This window comes from Chloroflexota bacterium (assembly GCA_020161265.1).
GTDB lineage: Bacteria > Chloroflexota > Chloroflexia > Chloroflexales > Herpetosiphonaceae > Herpetosiphon.
This window is the reverse complement of sequence record JAIUOC010000006.1, coordinates 25650-48699: the sequence shown is the minus strand read 5'-3', so window position 1 is coordinate 48699 and position 23050 is coordinate 25650. Positions and strand designations below refer to the sequence as shown.

General features: G+C 49.5%; 26 protein-coding genes. 4 read left to right on the top strand and 22 right to left on the bottom strand.

Translation table 11 applies throughout. From position 1 onward, the window contains the following. Nucleotides 1–26 precede the first annotated feature (26 nt). The 10 genes from LCH85_14450 to LCH85_14405 all read right to left on the bottom strand — a co-directional run bounded on the left by LCH85_14450 (nt 27) and on the right by LCH85_14405 (nt 8206). A complete protein-coding gene (locus LCH85_14450) occupies nt 27–1526 on the bottom strand; it encodes an FAD-binding protein (GenBank protein MCA0353190.1) in 1500 nt (499 codons plus the stop codon). A 12-nt stretch (nt 1527–1538) separates the two neighbouring features. Beyond that, a complete protein-coding gene (locus LCH85_14445; GenBank protein MCA0353189.1) occupies nt 1539–1940 on the bottom strand; it encodes a hypothetical protein in 402 nt (133 codons plus the stop codon). A 22-nt stretch (nt 1941–1962) separates the two neighbouring features. Further along, nucleotides 1963–2358 (bottom strand): hypothetical protein, encoded by a 396-nt coding sequence (locus LCH85_14440; GenBank protein ID MCA0353188.1) that lies wholly within the window; start codon nt 2356–2358, stop codon nt 1963–1965. Between the two features lie 30 nt (nt 2359–2388). Beyond that, nucleotides 2389–3543, bottom strand: coding sequence for an aminotransferase class V-fold PLP-dependent enzyme (locus LCH85_14435; protein MCA0353187.1), 1155 nt, complete (start codon nt 3541–3543; stop codon nt 2389–2391). A 408-nt stretch (nt 3544–3951) separates the two neighbouring features. After that, a complete protein-coding gene (locus LCH85_14430; GenBank protein ID MCA0353186.1) occupies nt 3952–5142 on the bottom strand; it encodes a hypothetical protein in 1191 nt (396 codons plus the stop codon). 99 nt (nt 5143–5241) lie between these two features. Continuing rightward, nucleotides 5242–6195 carry a DUF6263 family protein gene (locus LCH85_14425; protein MCA0353185.1) on the bottom strand — a complete coding sequence of 318 codons (954 nt, stop codon included), beginning with the start codon at nt 6193–6195 and terminating at the stop codon, nt 5242–5244. Nucleotides 6196–6305: 110 nt separating this feature from the next. Then, nucleotides 6306–6719, bottom strand: coding sequence for a hypothetical protein (locus LCH85_14420; protein ID MCA0353184.1), 414 nt, complete (start codon nt 6717–6719; stop codon nt 6306–6308). Continuing rightward, on the bottom strand, nt 6716–7111 hold the full coding sequence (locus tag LCH85_14415) for a hypothetical protein (protein ID MCA0353183.1): 396 nt from the start codon (nt 7109–7111) through the stop codon (nt 6716–6718). The genes LCH85_14420 and LCH85_14415 overlap by 4 nt, the downstream gene beginning before the upstream one ends. A gap of 8 nt (nt 7112–7119) precedes the next feature. Continuing rightward, complete coding sequence (locus LCH85_14410) at nt 7120–7641, bottom strand: DUF2867 domain-containing protein (protein MCA0353182.1); 522 nt, start codon at nt 7639–7641, stop codon at nt 7120–7122. Next, the gene (locus tag LCH85_14405; protein MCA0353181.1) at nt 7583–8206 is read right to left on the bottom strand and encodes a TetR/AcrR family transcriptional regulator; all 624 of its coding nucleotides are present in this window, start codon (nt 8204–8206) and stop codon (nt 7583–7585) included. The genes LCH85_14410 and LCH85_14405 overlap by 59 nt, the downstream gene beginning before the upstream one ends. Nucleotides 8207–8371: 165 nt before the next feature. On the opposite strand from LCH85_14405, the gene LCH85_14400 reads away from it, so the two are divergent. After that, nucleotides 8372–9535 (top strand): glycoside hydrolase family 27 protein, encoded by a 1164-nt coding sequence (locus LCH85_14400; GenBank protein MCA0353180.1) that lies wholly within the window; start codon nt 8372–8374, stop codon nt 9533–9535. Between the two features lie 58 nt (nt 9536–9593). Here LCH85_14400 and LCH85_14395 read toward each other — a convergent pair whose 3' ends face one another. Further along, nucleotides 9594–10685 carry a choice-of-anchor J domain-containing protein gene (locus LCH85_14395; GenBank protein ID MCA0353179.1) on the bottom strand — a complete coding sequence of 364 codons (1092 nt, stop codon included), beginning with the start codon at nt 10683–10685 and terminating at the stop codon, nt 9594–9596. Nucleotides 10686–10837: 152 nt separating this feature from the next. Further along, a complete protein-coding gene (locus LCH85_14390; protein MCA0353178.1) occupies nt 10838–11776 on the bottom strand; it encodes an NADP-dependent oxidoreductase in 939 nt (312 codons plus the stop codon). 133 nt (nt 11777–11909) lie between these two features. On the opposite strand from LCH85_14390, the gene LCH85_14385 reads away from it, so the two are divergent. After that, entirely contained in the window at nt 11910–12272 is a 363-nt protein-coding gene (locus tag LCH85_14385) for a helix-turn-helix transcriptional regulator (GenBank protein MCA0353177.1), read from the top strand. A 3-nt stretch (nt 12273–12275) separates the two neighbouring features. On the opposite strand, the gene LCH85_14380 is transcribed toward LCH85_14385, so the two are convergent. From LCH85_14380 to LCH85_14350, 7 genes are all read right to left on the bottom strand, one after another. Next, nucleotides 12276–13064 (bottom strand): helical backbone metal receptor, encoded by a 789-nt coding sequence (locus LCH85_14380; GenBank protein ID MCA0353176.1) that lies wholly within the window; start codon nt 13062–13064, stop codon nt 12276–12278. Further along, complete coding sequence (locus LCH85_14375; protein ID MCA0353175.1) at nt 13045–13683, bottom strand: hypothetical protein; 639 nt, start codon at nt 13681–13683, stop codon at nt 13045–13047. Before LCH85_14375 ends, LCH85_14380 begins: the two co-directional genes overlap by 20 nt. Continuing rightward, on the bottom strand, nt 13680–14981 hold the full coding sequence (locus LCH85_14370) for a glycosyltransferase family 4 protein (GenBank protein ID MCA0353174.1): 1302 nt from the start codon (nt 14979–14981) through the stop codon (nt 13680–13682). The genes LCH85_14375 and LCH85_14370 overlap by 4 nt, the downstream gene beginning before the upstream one ends. Nucleotides 14982–15057: 76 nt before the next feature. Beyond that, nucleotides 15058–16047, bottom strand: a complete 990-nt coding sequence (locus tag LCH85_14365) for a GDP-mannose 4,6-dehydratase (GenBank protein MCA0353173.1) — start codon at nt 16045–16047, stop codon at nt 15058–15060. 20 nt (nt 16048–16067) lie between these two features. Beyond that, nucleotides 16068–16832 (bottom strand): glycosyltransferase family 2 protein, encoded by a 765-nt coding sequence (locus LCH85_14360; GenBank protein ID MCA0353172.1) that lies wholly within the window; start codon nt 16830–16832, stop codon nt 16068–16070. A gap of 209 nt (nt 16833–17041) precedes the next feature. Further along, complete coding sequence (locus tag LCH85_14355; protein MCA0353171.1) at nt 17042–17299, bottom strand: GlsB/YeaQ/YmgE family stress response membrane protein; 258 nt, start codon at nt 17297–17299, stop codon at nt 17042–17044. A gap of 58 nt (nt 17300–17357) precedes the next feature. Continuing rightward, on the bottom strand, nt 17358–17615 hold the full coding sequence (locus tag LCH85_14350; protein ID MCA0353170.1) for a GlsB/YeaQ/YmgE family stress response membrane protein: 258 nt from the start codon (nt 17613–17615) through the stop codon (nt 17358–17360). Nucleotides 17616–18113: 498 nt separating this feature from the next. Here LCH85_14350 and LCH85_14345 point away from each other — a divergent pair, with 498 nt between their 5' ends. Together LCH85_14345 and LCH85_14340 are read left to right on the top strand one after the other, a co-directional pair. Next, nucleotides 18114–19499 (top strand): MATE family efflux transporter, encoded by a 1386-nt coding sequence (locus LCH85_14345; GenBank protein MCA0353169.1) that lies wholly within the window; start codon nt 18114–18116, stop codon nt 19497–19499. Nucleotides 19500–19652: 153 nt separating this feature from the next. Next, nucleotides 19653–19898: a hypothetical protein gene (locus LCH85_14340; protein MCA0353168.1), complete on the top strand. Its 246-nt coding sequence runs from the start codon at nt 19653–19655 to the stop codon at nt 19896–19898. Between the two features lie 59 nt (nt 19899–19957). On the opposite strand, the gene trxB is transcribed toward LCH85_14340, so the two are convergent. The 3 genes from trxB to LCH85_14325 all read right to left on the bottom strand — a co-directional run bounded on the left by trxB (nt 19958) and on the right by LCH85_14325 (nt 22702). Further along, nucleotides 19958–20908 (bottom strand): thioredoxin-disulfide reductase, encoded by a 951-nt coding sequence (trxB, locus tag LCH85_14335; protein MCA0353167.1) that lies wholly within the window; start codon nt 20906–20908, stop codon nt 19958–19960. 161 nt (nt 20909–21069) lie between these two features. Beyond that, complete coding sequence (locus LCH85_14330) at nt 21070–21627, bottom strand: dihydrofolate reductase family protein (protein ID MCA0353166.1); 558 nt, start codon at nt 21625–21627, stop codon at nt 21070–21072. A gap of 184 nt (nt 21628–21811) precedes the next feature. Further along, complete coding sequence (locus tag LCH85_14325) at nt 21812–22702, bottom strand: DMT family transporter (protein MCA0353165.1); 891 nt, start codon at nt 22700–22702, stop codon at nt 21812–21814. Between the last annotated feature and the right edge of the window lie 348 nt (nt 22703–23050).

Below are 23050 nucleotides of genomic sequence, written 5' to 3'. Positions count from 1 at the left end.
GAAACTACTCCACTAGGTTCTAGCGCTTAGAGCGCAGCCACGCTTGCTTTTGCCACAGCATCGGCCACATCGAGCAGCCGATCAAGCTCTAGGGCTTCGAGCAATTCAGTATTAAAACGCCGATTTTTATCGTGCAGGGCAATTTGGCCAAATTGTTCACGCAAGCTATGCACTAAACCAACGTGTTGTTCATCGCTGGCCGCAGTATGGGCCTGGCTATTGAAGGCTTGACGCAGGTTTTTGCGCACAAGACCCAATTTGTGGCTACCTTTTTGGCCGAACAAGCCTTCGATTTCATCGCTGGCATTGCTGGTGGCGTAGCTTGGCACATTGCCATAGCTAGCCGTGCCCAATTTGCCGGCAATTGCCGCGCCTGCCAGTTTGGCAAATACCACCGCCGCCGCCAATTCGTTGCCGGGCAAGGCTTGCTCGCCATGTACGCCGTTATTGGCGCAAGCCCCAACTGCATACAACCCTTCAAAGCCTGCCACACTACCGTTGAGGTCGGTTGGCAAACCACCAAGGCTCGATTGTTGGGTTGGCTTGACTGGAATTAGATCTCTGCTTGGATTAATGCCTGCGAAATCTTCGGCGTAATCCAATAGGTGTGGGTAGCGCTCTTGAATCTGGCTGGTTGGCAGATGCCGAACATCCAACCAAACATGGCCACCAACGCCCTTGCCAGCAGCAATTTCGGCGCTAACTGCAGCGGTTACTTCAGCCAAGCTTGCTTGTTCGTTGGTAAAGCGTTTTTCGCTGGCGTTGAGCAGATGTGCGCCATCGGCAAGCACTTGTTCGTTGATAATCAAGCCAGTATTGGCCACGCCCAAGGGATGGAAATTGACCAAATCCATGCCTGTTAGGTTGATGCCAGCTCGCAAAGCAGCGGCATGCCCATCGCCAGTTGAGGCATATGAATCGCTGGAATTGGCGTAGAGTTGACCATAGCTGCCAGTTGCCAGCACCGTTACTTTGGCGTTGATAACTTCGATTTCGCTGCTGCGAATATCGAGCACACTGACACCGCGCACGTTTTTGCCATCAACCACCAAGCCCAGCATAAACCATTCAGGATACACTTTGATGCCAAAGCGCACGACTTCGCCATACAAGGTCGTGACAATTGCGTGGCCAGTTTGGTCGCCAGCGTTGGCCAAGCGTGGTTGGCTATGGCCATAGCCAACTTGTTGGGCGATGCGGCCACTCTTCAAGCGGCTAAATGGCAAACCCATGTGCTCTAGCTCATACACAGCGGCAGGAGCTTGCTCGCACAGCGCTTTGACCGCAGCGGCATTATTGCTTTTGCCATAGGCCAAGGTATCGCTGATATGCGCTTCAACACTATCACTGCTACTATTACCTAAGGCGGCGGCAATGCCTGTGCGTTCGACGACCGAAGCCGCCCGAACTGGATACTGTTTGGTCACAATCGCCACATCGGCTTTGGGCGCGTTACGTTTAATTTCAAGGGCGCAGCGCATCCCAGCGATGCCACTGCCAACCACAATTACATCATGCTGAATCACAGACGACACTCCTTATGCCAAAGCCCACAACGTCCAGAAGCCCAAAATTGCCCCAGCGATACCCAAGACAATCAACAAAAAGTTGATCGTATGGCGCACAGCGCTATTGGTTGTCCAGTCGTAGATGACATTGCGAAAGCCGTTGAGGCCATGAAACAGCGCACAAATTAACAAAAGCCCTTCGTTCAGCACATACCACAGTGGAAATGCGCTGAAGGTTTCGCGCATGCCGTTATAGGTCAGTGCTGGCGTATCAAGCTTGGTGAAATAGGTAAAATACAGGTGGATTGGCAAAAACAGCAACAAACCATACGAAGAAAGGCGTTGCAGAATCCACAACAGCGTGCCCGCACCAGGTTCCACTTTAACCTTTTGAGCGCGGCTTGTAACGCTGATAACATCTCGGTGCACCATTGAAGCGATTCCTTTCCAGCCGTTACGCCGCCAGATTGGCGATAATCTTAATAAAGAGCAGCACAAACAGCGCCACCGTCAAGACCAACGAAAGCCAGAAAGAGGCTCGTTGGAAGCGAGCGCCAAAACCTGCCTCAAGGGTCAAAACCCGCAAGCCAGTTAGGGCATGCAACACCACCAGCGCCACAACCACCGCATGGGTAATATGCCAGAAGGTCGTGTTGTACGCAGCCATCGCCGTGTTGAAGGCCGCCGCAGCGGTGCCAGCCGGCTCATCGCTGGTGCGAATTACCGTGCTCAATTCCCAAATGTACGTCAGCATATACACCGTGAGCAACAAGCCCGAAAAACGGAGTAAAATGCGCGCTAGATACGAGGCACTCGTTTGATAACGGTCCAAAATCGTGCGAGTGGACACGTAACCTCCTTATTGATGCTGAATTCCAAATTACTGGCTAAGAGCCTGCAAGCGTTCCACAAAAAGATCAAGCTCTGTCTCTAAGGTATAGAAAAATGGCGATACCCGCACATGGCCAGGCCGATGATCAACGATTATCCCCTGCTCAGCCAAGGCGGCCACCAGCTTAGCATGCTCGGCACTTTGGATCATCACGATCCCTGCATGCTGCTGTGGGTCGCCAGAAATAGTTAATTGATAGCCTGCATCGCGTAACTTGGCCACCAAATAGGCCACCAGTTCGCTGGTGCGCTGTTGAATTGCCGCCACGCCATGGTCAAGGATGATCTGCATGCCAGCATGGCCAGCATAGACCGCCGATAAAGCAGGCGTGCCAACTTCAAAGCGCCGCGCATCGGGAGCAAACTCGAAGTTGTTGGGGTCGAAGGCAAATTGGTTGGCATGGCCAAACCAGCCGGCAACCGTTGGTTTAAGCTGCTGAATCAGGCTTGGGCGGACATAGCATTCAACAATGCCTGTTCCACCAAGCAGCCACTTCAAGCCCCCAGTCATGTAGAAATCCAGATCGCTGGCAACCACATCGACTGGTACTTGCCCCGCCGCCTGATAGCCATCGATCAGGCATAATGCGCCTTTGGCATGGGCTAATTTGGCAATTTCAGCAATTGGCTGAATTGTGCCACTAGCAAAAAAGACATGTGAGGTAGCCACCAAGGCCGTGCGCTCATCAATCGCAGCCTCGTAGGCTTCCAATGGCACATGCACGCCATCGGGCGATGGCAAAAGCACCACCTCAACCTCAGGATGCGCCAACCATTGATAGGGAATTGTTGGAAAATCGAGGACGGTTGAAATCACCTTGGGCCGTTGGCGATAATCCAAGGCACTGGCGATTACCGAAAGAGCCACGCCAACGCTAGGAGCCAAAGCCACCGAGCCAGCCGGAGCATTAAATAAGCGTTCGGTGGTCGTGCGTAAAGCAGCGCACTCACCGAGCCAAATCTTATACCACGCCGATGCCCCGTACTCTTCCCATAAATCCAAATGCTGATTAACTGCCGCACGCACGCGGCTGCTCAATGCGCCAAGCGAACATGTATTTAGATAGGTTTTGCGGCTCAAAATCGGGAACTCAGCCCGACTAGCCAACCAATCACGCGGTGCAGTGCTCATGGTTGTAAACACAAATATCACCTGCCGATCAGAAATTTCTGATCAGAGGCTCGCGAATCAGCAACTCTAGAAACTTGTTTGGATTATAGCGCAGTTTAAGGGGAGTGTCGAACGCAAATCAATGCCTTCTAAATCAGCAATTTTAGCCAATTAGGGCAATCAATTCTAAAAAGGCGGATTGGCTAAAACTCAAATTTCTACTATCATAGAAGCTTAGCACAACCATAGCGATTAATCAGCCAATCTTTATTTAATGCAGAGGCGCAGAGCAAGCATGGCTATAGGCTACAAACACTAGACTATCGAAAAATCTGCTAGTATCCCCATAATTTCCGATAGCCAAAAGCTCATAGCCCATAGCCTTCATGCCCTTCGTGGTTTCAGCCTGCGATTCCTCAATGCCTTTCGTAGCTCAACCTGCTATGGAACCCACACTGGATAGCTACCATACTCAAATGCCTGAATCGCCTGCGTTGCGGGATTCCAGACCAGAACTTGCGGCGTTGCATAGATTGGCCCAGCCTCATCACAGCTATAATCGCCCTTGGCAAAGGTCAGCCAATCGCCAGTTGGGTTCCAAGCTGCCCCATGAATTGCTTGCCCATTATCGGCCAAAATCGGGCTTAAATTGGGATTGCGGGCTGGTGTACTAAAATCTGGAGCCTGCACACTCAACACTTGTGCACCCAAACAAGCACTAATATGAAAATTATCAATATAGGCGATTTGTTCACGCTCTTGGTTAAATTGCAACCGCAAAATCCCATTGCCGCCGATGTCGGTCACGGCTTGGGGAGCGCCATCAACCACGGCCCACCATTGCATACCATTGCCCGATGCTCCCAGCAAATTAACTTGACCACCATGAAAATAGATTTGGTCGGCATAGCTCAAAAGTTCATCAACCGCCCAAGTGCCATTTTCATCTTCCACTAGCTCAAGCATTGGGCTAAATGCCCCATCATCAAGGTTGGCTGTGCCAATTTGATTGCCATTATGCACTAGCAACCCAAGCCCATCGCTGAGCCAAGCAGCACGATAACCAATCGTGCTCACCACGGTACTGGCAGGCGTAGCACTATTCAAATCATACACATCAACAAAGGCCTCGCCCATGTCGGTTAATTTGAGCAGGGCAAATTTGCCATCGCCGCGCGGCGACCAAATTGGCTCAAAGCTACTCGGCAAGCTCAAAAGCTCTTGAAAGTCGGTGGTGTAAATATGCAGAAAATCGCCTTTGAACAGACTCAAATAATTCAGGCTGGGGTCGATTCCCAAGCGTGATAACGGTAATGACCCTTGTTCTTTGTAGGCCGTTTGCAAATCGCCACCAGTTGGCGTGATTGAGTTAATTGCAAATCCCAAGGGATCGATAAAATAAATTCGACCTGTTAGCAGCGAGGTATCGACCAAGGCATTGGGGTCGTCAAGCGTTGGTGTAGCAAGCTCGGCGGTTGGCTCGCTCGGAGCTAAACTTGCGGTAGCTAGCACCTCAACTTGGGCGGCGGTAGTTAGGGTTGGCGGTGGTGTAATCGTTGGCTGAACTGCTTGGCTGCCACATCCAGCCACAAGTAACAAGCTTAGCAGACCACTGAATAAGCGTATACGCATATAAACTCCTCAAATCAAAAAAGCGTGCCTTGGTTATAGCACGCTCCTGATCAATTCACCACGATAGCCAACTTAATCGCATCTGAGAAAAAGCTGATGTTATGGTTGCAATTGGACATCCATATGTACGGTTTGCTCGATTGGCACAGCCAACGATTGGCCAGCATCTTCACCTTCAAGTTTCATAATGACTGACATCGTTTGGTCAAAGACGTTTGATTTCAACATCCCAGTTTTTTCATCAATCACCACAACACCCTTTTGGGTATTGCCGTTTTTACCATTTTCAATAGTCATTTTGATATTTTCATCTTCGGCCAAGCCTGGAAAGTTGAATTCGCCTAAGGCAAAATCGCCAGTCAGATCGAAGGTTGCCAAGCCCGCGTTACGTTCTTTCAAGGTATAGGTATTGGTCAAAACCATCGAGAAAATTTGCAAATTCAGATCGGTTACATCTTGCCATGAATCGCCAATCACCATAGGTTTACCACCAAATGGAATAATTGTGGCTTTAGCATAGCTTTGCTCAAGTGTTTTGGTCAGCATATCACGCATCATGGCAACTTCAGGCGTGATTTCATTCTCACCGAGCAGCTTGTCGATCCATTGATCCATGCCATCGATCTTGTTAACCGATGCTTCCGGGCTTAGGGTAATCGTGATTGGTTGGCCAGTCATGCCAGCAAATTGGGCCAACTCTGGAGAATCGGTGCTGGCAGCTGGATCAGTTGAATCGTAGGTCATGGTTTGATCAGCGGTTTGGCTTTCAACCCGAATCGAATCAATCATAACCTGCATCACGGTTTCACCTTCGGCTGAGACCGAAATGATATTTTGTTGCATCGCCATCGTGGTTGTAGTCACTTGAGTTTGCTCAGTGCCAAACATACTTTGGGTGGTATGTTGCACTTGGGTCGATGTATAGCGATAGGTTTGATTTGGCTGAACATTCAATTTAAGCGTTAGGCTTTCACTGTTGGTGGCGGCTTGTTCATTTGTGCCACAAGCGACTAACCCAACCAAAACCAACAATACTAACATCCGTCGTAGCATAAAGAGGCCTCAATTGCACTAAAAATCCAAGATCGCTCTCGCCGATCTTGGCATCTAATCGTACTAACTATACTCGATTTTTATTGCAATAGTTCAGCCTTCTGATGGATTTAGGCTATTTTGCGGGCTTGACGACTAGCTAAGGCATATAACACCGTGGTGATGGTGAAGGAGCCACTAGGAAAGCTGAAAAAGTAGCGGAATGAAAGCAGCGCCAAGCCCAACGAAACAGCACTATTAAACCGCCAGATCGAACGCAAACGGGCCAGATCATTGCCAAACGCTCGCATTATCAACAAATTCAGGCCACCATAGACAATCAGCAAATAGCCCATGGCCAACGAAAAGCCCGTATTGAGTTCGAGCATGGTGCGTTGGGCGGCAGGCAATTGCACCTGAATTTGTTGCAAACGAGCAGCAGCACCTGAGTTGGCCGAGGTTTCAAATAATTGAAAATGCGTGTGACCAACCCCAACCAAGATAAAAATCCAAGCACTGAGCTTGCCAAAAAAACCTGGTTTCATTGATGTACTCCTTGAATAAGCTGCTTGTTTCGTGGTGCAGCCCACCATGTTAGCCCTGCCAAACCAGCCAATAACAACCATTGCGGAGCCAACCAAAGCTGACCAGCCAACAAATTCAGTCCTAGCCACAAGCCGCTATAGGCCAAATATTGCCCAACGATCAGCCGTGCTTGAGCGTTCGGCTGTGGATGCTGCTCTAAGCGCCAAACTTGATAGGCCAACCAACCAAGATGGATCGTGATCATGTGCCAAGTTGCTAAAAGTTCTAGGCGTGGGCTGGCGGCCAAGGTAGTTTGGTTCATGGCTTGAATCCCCGTTAATTGGCCGCCAACCCCATGAATTAACGCCGTTGCCCCACCAATCAAGCCTACAATTGTGGTTCGTGCTAACATCATTGCTCCTATATCGTTGACTGACCCGCCAAACCAGCCTTGATCATCTGGTTGACGACAATATGATGAAATGGTCGAATCACATTAAAATAAACTGGCCCTGTCCAAGCGTGATAGCGCACAATTGTGACCGTGTGTAGGTTGTAATTGTCGCCACCAAGCGGCTCCAGCACAATCGCCAACCAAGCAGTGAGATGCGATTCGCTGGCCGAGGCCACCAAATATTGGCCTTCGGCAGCGGCTGTCACCTTGAAAAAGCCCAAGTTTTGGCCAACTTGCATGGGCACTTGCTCAGGTCGTAGCTGGTTTGAGTTGGGTATGCCTTGCTGGCGCATGCCCAATAAGCGCACAAAACCCCAACGAATCGCATACAAACTTTGCATCCAACGGGGGTTATAGCCGATCATGGCTGCAATAAAACGGCGTAACTCATGCTCAGGCTGGGTTGTATGAATTTGGCGCGTCTTAACATCAACATGATTCGCTTGGGCGATCAGCGGTGCCAGTATTGGGTGCTGCGTGATCGACATCGGAGCCTCCTGGAATTGCATATAAACGTAAAAATTCGTCGTAGATTTGGCGTAAACGGGCCATTGGCAACATTGGTTGCATCAAAATAGCGCCCAGCAAAATGCTATAACCGTGTTGAGCCATTAACAAACCGCGCTCAGCATCGCCAGTGATCGCGCTACACAGTTCGGCCACGAAACTTATGCGCAAATGATCGATGCGTTCGATCATGGCTCGAACCTCAGGATCAGTTGCGGCCCAGCCGCGCATGGCAATCTCCACATCCCATGGGTCATTGGCGGCATAAATTGCCACAATCGTTAGCAAATCGAACAAAGCGCGTAATTTTTGAGCTGGATCGTGATAGCCCGCCAAGTGCTGAATCACATCCAAGGTGTCTTGTTGCTCGAATTGCTGCAACAGCGCCGTTTTGTAGCTTGGCCAACCGCCAAAATGATGATAGAACGAGCCTTTGGTCACCCCCAGATCGGTGGTTAAGCGCTCAATCGTCAAGGCTGCCACCGATTCACTGCTGAGAATGCTCAAGCCATGCTGCAACCAATCCTCACGTCGTACTCGCGCCATATGGGCCTCCGTTATGCCACAACTAAAACATACCATACTGTATGGTATTGTCAAATCAGGTTAAAACTCTAAAAATATTATCCATGAAAAGCTTTGACATTGGCTAAGCTGGCGACCTACAATGATCAAATGGTAAGGAACGGCCCTGACCACATGGAGAAATGTATGACGACTTCAGAACAGCCTCTCGCACCTACGCCCCCAATGGGTTGGAACTCGTGGAACATGTTTGGTAGTACGATTCATGAAGATTCAGTCCGTGCCACTGCTGACGTGCTGGTTAGCTCAGGCCTCAAGGATTGTGGTTATAACTATGTGGTGATTGATGATTGCTGGTCAACCAAAGTTGGCCGCGATGGCAACGGCGATTTGGTTGCCGACCCCGAAAAATTCCCGAGTGGCATCAAAGCGCTAGCCGATTATGTGCATAGCCTTGGCTTGAAAATTGGCATCTACTCCGATGCAGCACATTTGACGTGCGCCAGCTATCCTGGCAGCTTTGGCTTCGAGGAGCAAGATGCCCAATTGTGGGCTTCGTGGGGCATCGATTTCCTCAAATATGATTTTTGTTTTGCCCCAACCGACCAAGCCACTGCGATCGACCGCTACACCCGCATGGGCGAGGCTTTACGCAAAACTAAGCGCCAATTTCTCTACTCGTTGTGTGAGTGGGGTGGCCGCAGCCCGCAGCTCTGGGGTCGCTCGGTTGGCGGGCATATGTGGCGGGTTACTGGCGATATTTTCGATAGCTGGGTTGATATTTGGGTTGCGCCACACAAATATTATGGGGTAGGCGTTGATACAGCGATTGATATTGCCGCCAATTTAGCCGAATACGCTGGCCCCGATGCCTGGAACGATTTGGATATGCTGGTGGTTGGGTTGAAGGGCAAGGGTCAAATCTCCGGCGGCGGCTTATCATTCATCGAATATCAAACCCATATGTCATTGTGGACGATTGCCTGTTCGCCCTTGATGATCGGCTGCGATATTCGCAATATGGATCGCGATACCACCAGTTTATTGACCAATCGCGAAGTTTTGGCTGTCAACCAAGATAGCTTGGGGATTGCTGGGCGGCGCGTGAAACAAACCGGCACCTGCGAAATTTGGAAAAAACCGCTCGCCGATGGATCACTGGCGGTTGCCTTGATTAATCGTGGCGCAATTGGCAGCGATTTAACCTTGCGAGCTAGCGATATTGGCCTGCTGGATACGCCGAAATCGGTGCGTAACTTGTGGGAACAAGCAGATATTGCCGAGTTTGGCGAGGCTTGGCAAACCCGCATTCAACCGCACGAAACATTATTGCTCAAAATCAAAGCCTAAAGTTCGCAGCAAAAACCCCGTGAGATCGAAATGATCTCACGGGGTTTTTGCTTAATTCCTAGCCATCATATTGAACAGGACACATATAAACCTTGTAGACCGGAGTCTGAGGCACTGAGGTCGCGGTTGGCGTGCGAGTGGGGGTATTGGTTGGAGTACGAGTTGGCGTATTCGTCGGCGTATTGGTTGGGGTACGAGTTGGCGTATGGGTAAAGGTTGGCGTTGGTGGCGTACCCGTTGGGGTATTGGTTGGGGTACGGGTATTCGTTGGGGTGTTGGTTGGTGTGCTAGTTGGTGTATTGGTCGCAGTATTGGTTGGCGTGCGTGTAACAGTTGGCGTAGCCGTATTTGTAGACGTGGCAGTTGGTGTAGCCGTTGCAGTGGCAGTAGCGGTATTGGTTGCCGTAGCCGTTGGGGTATGGGTAATTGGCGTTGGCGTGCCCCCACCCAATTCACCCGAATAGCTAAAATCGTCGATCGCCAAGTAGTTGCCATTATCGTTAGTATCAACAATATAGTGACGGAAGCCAATCCGGCCTACCGTGGGTTGGCTCAAACCACTAAGGGTATAGGTGAACTGGGCCCAATCGTTACATGGATAGCCATCGCTCCCATCGGGATCATTGCCTGTATCGAGATCGGGATTAATCTGGCCAAGTAGATTCGAGAAATTACCAGTATTATTGCCACTAGCGACATTCGTGCTCGTTCCGGCGGTGCTATAGCGAATATCCAAACGATCAGGATTTAAAGGGCAATCAGCAGCCCGCGACCAAAAGGAGACAGTCTTACCATTTTCTAGCAATAACGGTGGGGTTAACAGCCAGTTGCTAACGATTGATGTATCGCCACTAATTGATGCCCGCCAAGAAGATGCTGCATACGAATCATCATCACCTGAGTGTGAATCAAAATAGTTATAGCCATTCGATTTGCCTTGTTTCCACACGATGTGTTGGCTCGTGTTATCGTTGCGTGGTTCGCTGCCATTCACCACGAACCACCCATCCGCCAAGGCATCGGAGAATGAATCGAAATTTTCATTCAAAACCGTTGGCGCATTAGGTGCTTGCGGGCGAACCCAGCCTTGTAAACCGATTCCAACCAACAAGAGTATCCCTAATAGCGAGGCTCTAAAGCGTGTTGCCATTGTCGATCGACCTCCCAAATAATTAGTGCAGATAGCCCTAAGTATAAGAAAACACTTAACAATCTGCAACATGGAAATGGGAAGTTAGTACTAGGTAGCTTGGCAGCACTGGCAGATAGCAACTAGGACTATCTGCCAATACAAATGCTTGATTAGCCGACTTTTACCACAATCTTGCCGCGCACCCGACTACTTTGGATGCGTTCGTGGGCCGCTGCCATGGCCGTAAAATCGTAGACGTGCTCAACTTCAACCCGCAATTTTTGGCTATCGATCAATTTGGCAATCTCGGTTAATTGGGCTTGATCAGCATGCACCAAATGGTTCAGGCTTTTGCCAGCGTGGGCTGCGGCCAAATCGGCGGGCGGCGCACCAACAATCGTTACCAAGCCAGCTTGGGGCTTTAACACTGCATACGAACGTGCTTGAACTTCGCCACCAACTGTATCAAACACTACATCAACTGGTTCAATTTGTTGCTCAAACGGCGCAGCAGTGTAATCGACAAATTGATCAACACCCAGTTCACGCACAAAGCCTTCATTCCGAGCCGAAGCCGTAGCAATCACATGAGCGCCGCGTAATTTGGCCAATTGCACCGCCACATGGCCAACGCCGCCAGCCGCTGCATGCACCAGCACGCGATCGCCAGCCTGCAACCCAACCAGATCGAATGCTTGCCAAGCAGTCAAGGCCACCAACGGCACGGCTGCGGCTTCTTCAAAGCTCAGACTTTGCGGTTTGGCAGCAACTTCAAGCGCTGGAGCTACCACATATTCAGCATAGGCACCGCTAGGAGTGGGAAAATTGACCATACCATAGACTTCATCGCCAAGCTTCCATTGGCTAACATTCGAACCAACCGCAGCAATTGTGCCCGCCACATCCCAGCCAAGCGCCACCGGAAACGCTTGCTCTTCGAAAAAGGCGATCATGCCTGAGCGCACTTTATAATCAACCGGATTGATGCCGATAGCATGAACTTTAATTAACACTTGATCGGCGGTAGGCTCAGGCCGCGCAATTTCTGCCTGCACTAATTCGTCAACGCCGCCATACCGATTAATTTGAATTGCCTTCATTGTCGTCATATCCAGATATCCTTCCATCTATACAAATATTGCTTGCACTTAGTATAAAGCGTGCTATGATTTTGACAAGAACGCACAATTTTGTTGGGTACTAACAATTTTGATACTATTGGATTGCAAAGGGCTAAATCGTATGTGTCACGATTATGGATTCAGCTATTCATGCCCGGTTGAGGCGACAATTGCGGTCATTGGCGGTAAGTGGAAGTGTGTGATTTTGTTCCATCTCTGCGATGGCAAGAAACGATTTAGCCAATTGCAGCGCTTCTTGCCATCAATTACTCAGCGTATGTTAACCCTACAATTGCGTGAACTTGAGGCCGATGGCGTAATTACGCGGACGGTCTACCCCGAAGTGCCACCACGGGTCGAATATGCGCTGACTGATTTTGGTGAAAGTTTGCGGCCAATTTTGTTTTTGATGCGTGATTGGGGTCAGGAATATCGCGAGGCAGTTGCCACAACCAAAGCGCGGCAAGCGACGAACGTCAACTAAAGTTTACTCAGCCTGCAACAAACGCCGATAGGTTTGCAGGGCGAGGGGAATGCGCGGGCCATACCAGGTCAATAATTGGCCATCGCAGCAATCAATTCGCGCAGCCAAGCCTTGCAATTCATCAGCATCGGCTTGGCTAAATGCATAGGGTTCGTTGGGCAGTAAAATCCGATCTGGTTGCAAGGCCGCAATCTCTGCCAACCCCAAATGTGGATAGCGCCCCGCTGGATCAGCCAAACAATTGCTAGCCCCACAGCATGCCAATAAATCGGCGGCATAGGTCGCTTGGCCAACCCACATCCAAGGGTCGCGCCAAATTGCCGTGGCTACCCGTTGTTGGGTGGTTGGTTTTAGCACAAGTTCAGCCTGAATTGCCGCAATCAACGAATCAGCTTGTTCAGTTCGCCCAACCATGCCCGCCAATTTGGACAAGCTAAGCATTGCTTGCTGTACGCTTTCGATATCGCTCACATAAATCGTTAGGCCTGCCGCTTCGAGCGCTGCAATATCACGCTGGCGATTTTCTTCCTTATTGGCGATAATCAAATCTGGGGCCAGCCCAATAATCTGCTCGCGATTGGGATTTTTGGTTCCGCGCACTTTGGGCACTGCCGCCACTTGTTCAGCGGGCACAATGCAATAATCGGTGATGCCCACAACCTGCTCGGCCAAGCCCAACCAAAATAAATACTCAGTCAAACTTGGCACCAACGAAACAATGCGTTGTGGCACATACTCGAAGTGCAGCAAACGATCCAAATCGTCGGTTATGTCAAATGAAGAGTTGCCCAACCACATATCCCACAAAATTCAAAATTAAATTATAGAACAACAAGCCATAGGCGACACTGATAAAGGTTTCTTCATAGGGCTTGGAGAAAAGCACTCGCAGCCCTTTCAAACAAGCTGCCATAAAGAGTAAACTGAGCGCCAAACCCATCACCAAACCAACAAACGACAGAAATCCACCAATCAACGAAAAAAGCCCGCCTACAACCAGCATGATTGGCGGCCAAGCCATGGCTAAGGCCGTCGCAAACTCATCACGTTGGCGAAAACTCAAACGCTGACGTTGGGCAATAAACGAAATTAACGCCACAAAGCCCGCCGTATGCCCAACCACATTGACCAACAGCAATTGGGAAGCCTGCTTGCCCGTCGAATGATTCACTAACATCGCGATCAGCAACAATAATAAACCACTGACAAATGCGCCAACTGCCGTATAAATTAAACTATTTTTGAGCGAGCCACGCCCGCGAACCAGGCCAAAGGGCGGCTCACTGGGCTTGCCAGCCAAGGCAATCGAGGCTTGCAGCAGTTCAGGTAATTGCATAGTTGGGGCGGGAGTGGTTGGCGGCGATGATGGAGCAGACTGAGATGACGATGGCTGAGTATTACGAAAACTCATTGGAATCCTCCACGCAAAGAGCGAGATTGCAATAGTTCGCGGTAGGTGGCGAGGGTTTGTCGCGCCACAACTGGCCAATCGAAGCTGCGCCGCACAATCGCTGCGCCAGCAGCACCCCATTGCGGCCAATATTCGCGCAAATCGAGGGCTAACCGCAGCGCATTGGCCAAGGCCCGCTGATTGTTGGCTGGCACAAGCAAGCCATTATGGCCGCTGATAACTTTATCAGGAATCCCACCAGTCGCAGTTGCCACCACTGGCAAGTGATGAATCATGGCTTCGAGTGTGACCAACGACGAACCTTCATACAAGGTTGGATGAACGAACAAATCAACATGTTCATACAGTGAATGCAATTCACGATCACTCAGACGACCAAGCAGGCTGACATGTTGCGCTAAGCCTAGGCTTTGGGCTTGCTGTTCAAGCGCTGCTTGCTCTTTGCCAGTGCCAACCATCAACAAACGCCAGCTTGCAGGCAGCAGATCACGCAATTCGGCCAAGGCCGCCAAGAGCAGATGATAGCCCTTGTTGCGCTCCAAACGGCTGACAGTCAAAAAAACCACATCGTGGTCGGCGAGCTGCAAGCGCTGCACCAACTCATTACCAATTTGCCCATTAACCTGGCCCAGGGACTCGGCCACATCAATCGCCGAGGGCAACACCGCAACCCGCGCCGAATCAACGCCCAACAAATTTGGTAGATCGTCGGCGGTACAGGCATCGGTGGCAATTGCACAATCAGCTTGGCGGTGGCTCCACGAATATTGGGCGCGAAACGGGGCATAAGCAAGCTGTTTGCGCCAATCAACATTCTTATATTCTTCCATGCCATGGGGATTGGCCAATTGAGGAATTCGGCGCAAACTGGGCTGCTGTTGACGCACCAATCCCCAGCCCAACGCACACAAACCTTGGGTATGCACAATATCAATCTGGCTTTGCTGGGCAGTTTGGGCTACAGCACTAGCTTGTTGCCAAGTAAAAATCGGATAATTAAACTGTCGCCCGATAATGCTATTTGGTCGCAACCATGGGCTAGTACGATCATAACGGGTTTCATGCAGTTCAATCAACGGGTTTTGACACAAACGAGCATAGGCCTCGCCAGCAGTTGGCGCATCATGGGGAATCGTTTGAGTCCAAAGATCGAGCTTAACCCCCAAATCGCTGAGATGGGTCACCAAATGAAAGACATGGCGCTCGATGCCGCCAAAGCCATGCAACGGAAAAACTGCCCGACAAAGCATGGCGACACGTAATTGGTGATCGATTGAGGCTCCTGGGATTATTGCCATTGCACAACCAAACTAAGCAATTTCCCCCTCGCTCGCTGGGCGGGAGAGGGGGCTAGGGGGTGAGGACATCTACAAACTACCAATAGGATTCGCGGAATTCGCGGTAAAAGTTTACGGTATACTCGAGACCTTGGCGCAAACTCGTGGTTGGCTGCCAACCCAACACTGCTTGAATCCGGCGATAGTCGCTATAGACGCTGCCAATGTCGATGCGGGCTTTTTCAGGGGGAAACGGCACCAAACGATATGAGCCAGTTCCTGCAACTTCCGTCAAGGTCGAAATCAATTGCAAATGGCTAATTGGCTCAGGGCCGCCGAGATTAAACACCTGACCATCGGCAGCCGGATTCATGGCTGCTAACAGAAAAGCTTCAACTGCATCATCAACATAGGTATAATCACGCTGTTGTTCGCCATCGCCATAAATGCTAATCACTTCATTATCAAGTGCCTGGCGCACAAACCAACCCAAGGCAGTTTGGCGAGCGTGGCGGACCAACATACGTGGCCCATAGGTGTTGGTCATGCGCAAAGCACAAGCCCGAATCCCATAGACATTATTATAAAGAATGTGATACCACTCGCCCGCCATCTTGTTGATGCCATTAACATCGGTTGGGTGCAACAAATGCTGCTCATCAACAGGCACGTAATCGGGGCGGCCATAGATTTGGCGGGTGCTCGCAAAAACAATTTTAATCGCTGGATTATTGTGGCGACAAGCCTCTAAAATTGAAAGCTGCGCCCGACAATTAATATCCAAGTCGTTGAAGGGATTCTCCATTGAATCAATATGGCTAACCTGACCAGCGAGATTAAACAGATAATCCTGGCCTTGTACCAAATATTGCAACGAATGCTGATCGCGGACATCGGCAATGTTAATCCGAACTTGTTCAGCCAAGCCATGGACATTGGCCATATTGCCGCCATATTCAGCAACCAATGAATCAACGATCACAACTTCAGCGCCTAATTCGACCAAACGAAATGCGAGATTCGAGCCAATAAAGCCCAAACCGCCAGTAATCAAACAACGCTTACCACGAAATGCCTGCTCTAGCACACAACCTCCATAAATAGCCGTTAGCCCGCGTCGCGCCCAAGAGCACGTTGGCGAGCAGCTTGTTCTTTAAGATGTTTGCCAAGGATGACCAACTTCCACCAAAGCTGCAACAACTGAATCAGCGTGCGCCACAAACGGGGGAAATTGAAAAACTGCGATTTGCCATAGGTGCGATGATAGTGATGCACTGGCACTTCAGCAAAATTAAACCCAGCATCTTGTAATTTTTTGACCAATTCTAAGCAGATTGTACCGCTATCGGATTCAAGATTGACTACATCGAATACTTTGCGGCGAATCAGCCGAAAATCACAATCAACATCACGCAATTTAAAGCCAAATAAAAATTTGACTCCATGGTGATACACGCGGCCAATAATTTTACGATGCAATGGATCAGAACGGGCAATCTTATAGCCGTTGACAATATCAACCTCAGGGGTCAGCACTTGATACAAATCGCGCAACTCGTTGGGGTCGTATTGGGCATCGCCATCAGTATAAAACACCAGATCTTTGGTTGCCGAGGCAAAGCCTGTGCGTAATGCTCCGCCATAACCGCGGTTTTTGGGGTGGTGAATTGGGCGGAAACGTGGATATTTGGTGGCTAAATCATCAAGCACTTGCGCGGTATAATCGCTGCTACCATCGTTAACCACGATCACTTCATAATCATCGGTGAGTTCGGGTAAAACGTGAAATGCTGTAATCACCAAGCTACCAATGGTGCCAGCATCATTATAGGCAGGGAAGAAGACCGAAATACTTGGACGTTCGCTGGTCATTTATGATCCTTTGACTGGTTGTTAATCGTTTTGATCAGTGTCAACAGCAGCGATTATAGCAGAAAGCGCCGCCTCTGCCGCCATAACTTGGTGTTAATTGGGCTACTTTGGCTTTTACAGCGTTGCGATTTAACTGAGGTTAAACGAAAATCGCGAATGCTACAGCATTGTAGCATTCGCGATTCGTCAGATCAGGGTAGGATGACGGCTTAGCGCACGCGCCCACGTTGGAAGAGGTTGACAATCCCAAGCAATACGACGGCACCAATCAGCGCGGTCAAGACGCTCATCAAATTGAATACATTACCGGTCACGTCGCGATTGATCAAAAAACCACCAATAAACGCTCCGATGATCCCGACTACAATATTTAATACTGCGCCTTGCTGAGCATCAGTGTTCATAATTTTGCTAGCAACCCAACCGATCAATGCGCCGAAGATAAGCCATGCAATAAGTGAAAGCATTGTTAATTCCTCCAAATAATTATTTTAGTAATCAGTGCTTGGATTATTTAGCCAAAAATTAGCGAACGCGGCCACGTTGGAAGAGGTTTACAATCCCAAGCAGCACAACTGCACCAATCAACGCAGTCAAGACGCTCATTAGATTGAATACATTACCGGTCACGTCGCGATTGATCAAAAAACCGCCAATGAATGCCCCGATGATCCCGACCACAATATTCAATACTGCACCTTGTTGGGCATCGGTATTCATAATTTTGCTAGCAACCCAACCGATCAATGCGCCAAAGATAAGCCATGCGATAAGTGATAACATTGTTGATTCCTCCGTGTGATAATTTCAATAAGTGCTTGTGTTGACTACTGTGATTGCTTATGCAGAAAGTGTGCCAGCATTCTTTTTTCAGTAGTTGTAGATTGTTTATGCATTGTTCAATCTACGTATCGTTTCTACTGTTCTGCTTATGCAGAAAGTGTGCCAGCATTTTTCTGTTTGCAATGTTCAGTCTGTCGTTCTGAATTGGAGTAAATGCAGAAAGTGTGCCACGGAGGAAAGTATGAGGGATGAAATATGAGGGATGAAAAATTTTATCGATCGAATTTGTAAACAGAGGCATAGAGAATCATATTGGCTATTGGCTATTGGCTATCGGAACACCCTTGGTAATTGCAAAAAATCTATTATTCACAAACCAATAGCTACTCGATCTTCATTGTTCTATGTTCTTCATCCTTCATCCCTCGTCCTTCATACTTTGTATGACTTCTGCTATTATGCATATATCGACATATTGCATGAGGTAACGGACACATCATGGCAATTCCATTAGGCGCAGCCCGTGGGCGCAGTAGCCAACGTAGCGCTGTATTAAAGTTGGGCTTGCCAGCAGTCGGCGAGCAATTATTAAGTTTGATGGTTGGGCTGGTTGATACCTATGTGGTGGGACACTTGAGCTTAGCTGTAGCCGCCGCCAATGGCTACGATCGCCAAATCGCTTTGGCGGCGACTGGTATTGCAAGCCAAGTCACATGGACATTAATCACCTTTTTTATGGCAGTAGCTCTCGGTAGCACCGTGGTCATTGCGCGGTTTGTTGGGGCTGGCGAACATGAACAAGCCAACCAAACGCTGCGCCAAGCCTTGCTAATTGGCTTAGCGATGGGCTTGCTCAGCCTGTTCTTGGCGTATACATTTGCACCGCAACTCATGGATTTACTCGGCGCAAACGCCCAAGTTCGCCAATACGGCGCTGGCTATTTGCGAATTTCAGCCTTATCCATGCCGTTGATGGCCATGCTCTACGTCGGTAATGCAGCCTTGCGCGGCTCCGGCGATACTCGTACACCGCTCAAGGTAATGTTGGTGGTCAACGGGATTAATGCTGGTTTATCATTGTTGTTGGTCAATGGCTATCTCGGTTTTCCAGCAATGGGGATTAATGGGGCAGCTTTTGCCGCGATGAGTGGTCAGGGCATCGGCGGATTAATGATACTAGCCACGCTGATTCGCGGACGCTCCGGCTTGAAACTTGATCAATTGCCGCGCCCAAATGGCAACTTAATTTGGCGGATTTTACGCCAAGGCCTGCCATATGGCGCTGAACAATTTATTTTTCAAGCAGCGTTGTTGATTTTTATCCATTTGATCAACGATATTGGCACGGCGGCCTATGCCGCTCACAATACGATTATCACAATTGAAAGCATTTCGTTTTTGCCAGGCATGGGTTTGGCGGTGGCGGCAACAACGTTGGTCGGCCAGCATATGGGCGCAAATCAGCCGCAACAAGCGAGTGAGAGCGGTTTTGAGGCGTTTCGGCTTGGGGCAATCTTTATGGGAGCCATTGGCCTGTTGTTTGTGATTGCGCCTGAAGTATTTTTGCGCTTTTTCGTCGCCGACGAAGAGGTTGTGCGGTTGGCAGCCTTACCTTTGCGGATGGTCGGTTTTGCTCAGCCCGCCCTGGCTGCTAATTTTATCTTTAGCGGGAGTTTGCGCGGCGGTGGCGAGCCAAAGTGGCCTTTGATTAGCAAAATGCTGAGCGTTTGGTGTGTCCGCTTACCCTTGGCTTGGCTGCTGGTCAGGCAATTCGAGCTTGGCTTGAATGGCATTTGGCTGGCAATGTGTACTGATTTTGCCGTCCAAGGCACGTTGGCTTGGTGGCGCTTCCGCCAAGGTAAATGGCAAAGTGCGAAGGTTTAACGAGGGGTCAGAGGCTAGGGTTTAGGGGTCAGGTTTGAGGGTGTTTATTTTGATTGAAAGATGAGCACCCTCAGTTAATCGCAATTTGAATCGACTAGGATTAAATGCTATCTTGGCAATGGCTATCGATTCTATCATTTTGAGGAGATTAATATGAATCGAGAAATTGTTGATCGAATTCCAATAGAAATCCAAAAACAGATCGTTTACAATTTTCTGTTGCTTCGTGAGGATATTCAACCTTGCATTGGGACACTCGTTGGGTATCGCATGCTGATTAATTCATATGTAGAAACAATCAGTATCGCTGACTGCCAACATGTTATGCAGCACCTAGATTCAGCAATCAAACAATTAGAATGGTGCTATTTGACCTATATCAGAAGCCTACAACAATAAATTGGGGCTGAGGAACATTATTCCCCAGCCCCTGACAACTGAACCCTAGCCCCTCGTGATTACCACTGAGCCAAGCTGGTTTGTTCGTGCTCGATTTGATCCAAGAACCACGAGGCTTCCATGGCTGCCATACAACCACTGCCAGCAGCGGTGATCGCTTGGCGATAGACATGATCTTCTACATCGCCCGACACGAAAACCCCTGGAATATTGGTACGGGCACGGCCTTCACTCACGATATAGCCGTTCTCATCCAACTCAATTTGATCTTTGAATAACCAAGTGTTGGGAATATGCCCAATGTATGGGAACACCCCATCGGCAGCAAAGGTTGATTCCTCGCCAGTTTTGACATTTTGCAACGCTACGCCTTCAACCTTAACCGTGCCTTCAACTTTGGTGACCACCGTATCCCAAATAAATTTAATTTTCGGGTTATTTTGGGCACGTTCGATCAACACGGGATCGGCGCGTAATTGGTCGCGGCGATGGATGATATGCACTTCCTTAGCATAGCGGGTCAAGAACAAACTTTCATCCAAGGCACTATTACCGCCGCCAACCACTACCAAGGTTTTATCGCGGAAGAAGAAGCCATCGCATACGGCACAATAGGAAACGCCACGATTAGCCAATTCTAATTCACCAGGTACGCCCAATTTACGCGGCGAAGCCCCAGTCGCAATAATCAAGGTTTCGGTTTCGACAATCGTGCCATTATCAATATGCAGCTTGAAAGGCCGTTCGCCCAACTCAACTTTTTCGACAATCCCATCTAAAAAGTGGGTGCCAAAACGGGCTGCTTGTTTTTCCATTTTATCGGCTAAATCAAAGCCATTGATCGCATCGGGGAAACCAGGGTAATTTTCAACTTCGCTGGTCGTGGCAATCAAGCCACCAGGCTGAATGCCGCGAATTACCAACGGGGTTAAATTGGCGCGTGCAGCATACAGCGCCGCCGTCAAGCCAGCTGGCCCCGAACCAATCACGGTTACTTTTTGCTTTTCCATCTGAATAAGGCTCCTTTGTTGGCAGCATCCCCGCATTTCCAGTTGGCATGGTCGCTGCATGTCGCATCAGTATAGCACGACTTATTGCTAGTATACATCAATTTTGTAATAAACGCTACACTTTATTTTAGGAGCATCTTTTTGGGTGTTATATCGAATGATCAACCTGCACGCTGGTAGTGCATGGCGACCGCTCCGCAGCGCAGTGGGATTGCTGAGATCAACGTGAGTCGGCGCGTGTTGGGCAGCCCACTTGCGTACAAAGTAGGGCCATGGCCAGCGATCCTCGGATGGACGAGGAACTTGTACTCATCGATCAGATCTAGTCGGTCTAGTTCGATCGCGAGCCTACCGCTCCCAAGCAGGACACCATTTGGGGTCGCGTCCTTAAGCTGCTGGATAGCCGTGCGCAGATTGCCCGTAATGAGCTGGCTGTTCGTCCAGGGAAAATCCGTTCGCGTCGAGGACACCACATATTTAGGCTTGGCCTCCAGCTTGATCGCCCACTCGCGCAGCGCCAGTGGTGCCTCGGTGGTGCCGCGAGCGACCGCTGGCCAGGCGCTTTCCATCATCTCGTAGGTGATACGACCCCAGAGCATCGCCCCGCTCTCATCCATCAGTTGGGTGAAGAAGGCGTGGGTCTCGTCGTCAGCGATGCCTTCCTGATGATCAATGCAGCCGTCGAGGGTGATGTTGATACTAAAGGTCAAGTTTCCCATAGTGTCCTCCGTTTGAGCCAAGGCGAACATCCAGCATACCGCAGCCTCGTTAGTATAACGAACATTTGTTCGTTTTTCTACCCCCTCATAGATTAACCTAGGAGTATGGCAACGATTCGGCAGTCTGTTATGGTCAAAGAGCGGTTGCATTAGCAGCAATCTTTATTGTCCAGTAATTTGACCATTACTTTTTTTGAGTGTTAACCAGCCAAATCCCGCCAATCACCAAGCTACCACCGATGATTTGGAAGATATTTAATGATTCATTCAAGAGCGGAATTGAGATCAAGGCGGTTAAGACTGGCTGGCCCAACAAACTGACCGAAGCCGTCGCAGCTTTGATATGGCCAAGCGCATAGTTGATCGCCAACCAACCGCCGAGGTGTGAAACCAAGCCCAAGCCCAGCAACGACCACCATGTTTGGGCGCTAAACCCAATGATGCTATAGCCACCAATCAGGCACATCAAGCCCAAAATCACCACACTCACCACAATTCCCAAGGTCATAAAGGTCAAGGTATCCAGTTCAGCGCGGGCACGTTGGGTCGTGAGCAAATAGGCAGCATAAAAACCACCTGCTGAGATCGCCAACAAATCGCCTTGGCTAATCGTAAGTTGTTGCAAATTTTCGCCCATAATCACCACCACGCCAATCAGGGCAATCGCCATGCCCCACCAAAAGCGCTGCGGCAAACGTTCGCGAAAAATCAGCCAAGCGCCCAAGCCAACCCATAGCGGGGCATTATTGGCAAACAGGGTTGAGTTGGCGGCTGAAGTCAGCAGAATTGCGCTATTCCACAGGGCTAAATCGAAGGCAAAGAAAACGCCGCCCAACAGCGAAAGCCGTGTCGCTTGCTTGGGCAACTGTTTAGGCCGCTTGGCAAACCACCATGGCAGCAAAATCACCGCTGGAATCAGCATGCGATAAAAGGCCGAAACTGGCCCAGGCACAACCGCCCACTTGACCCAAATTGCTGATAACGCGATACAAACAATGCCAATTGCCAGCGCCACATAGGCTCGCCACGGTATTTCGACCCGATTCTGATTGGTTGAGATTTGCACTGCCTGCATCGAAAGTTCCCCACTATTGCTGTATTCGTTTATGCCAATATGCGCAGTGTACCATAGCAGGGATCGGTCGTTAGGTGGAAGAACATAGAGCAAAGAACATAGAACATAGGGGTTGAGGATGGGTTATTGGGGCTGAGATTATTTAACCACGAAGTGCACGAAGAGCACAAAGGGCTATAGGCTTTTGATTATCGAAGATCATTGGGATAGCTAAAAGCGTTCCGATAGCCAGAAGCCTTCAGCCAATAGCCTTATCTATACTCTGTGACTCTGCATTAAAGCATTAATATTTTATGCTCTATGCTCTATGTTCTATGTTCTGGCTTTGTGCTACCATGAACCCAAGCA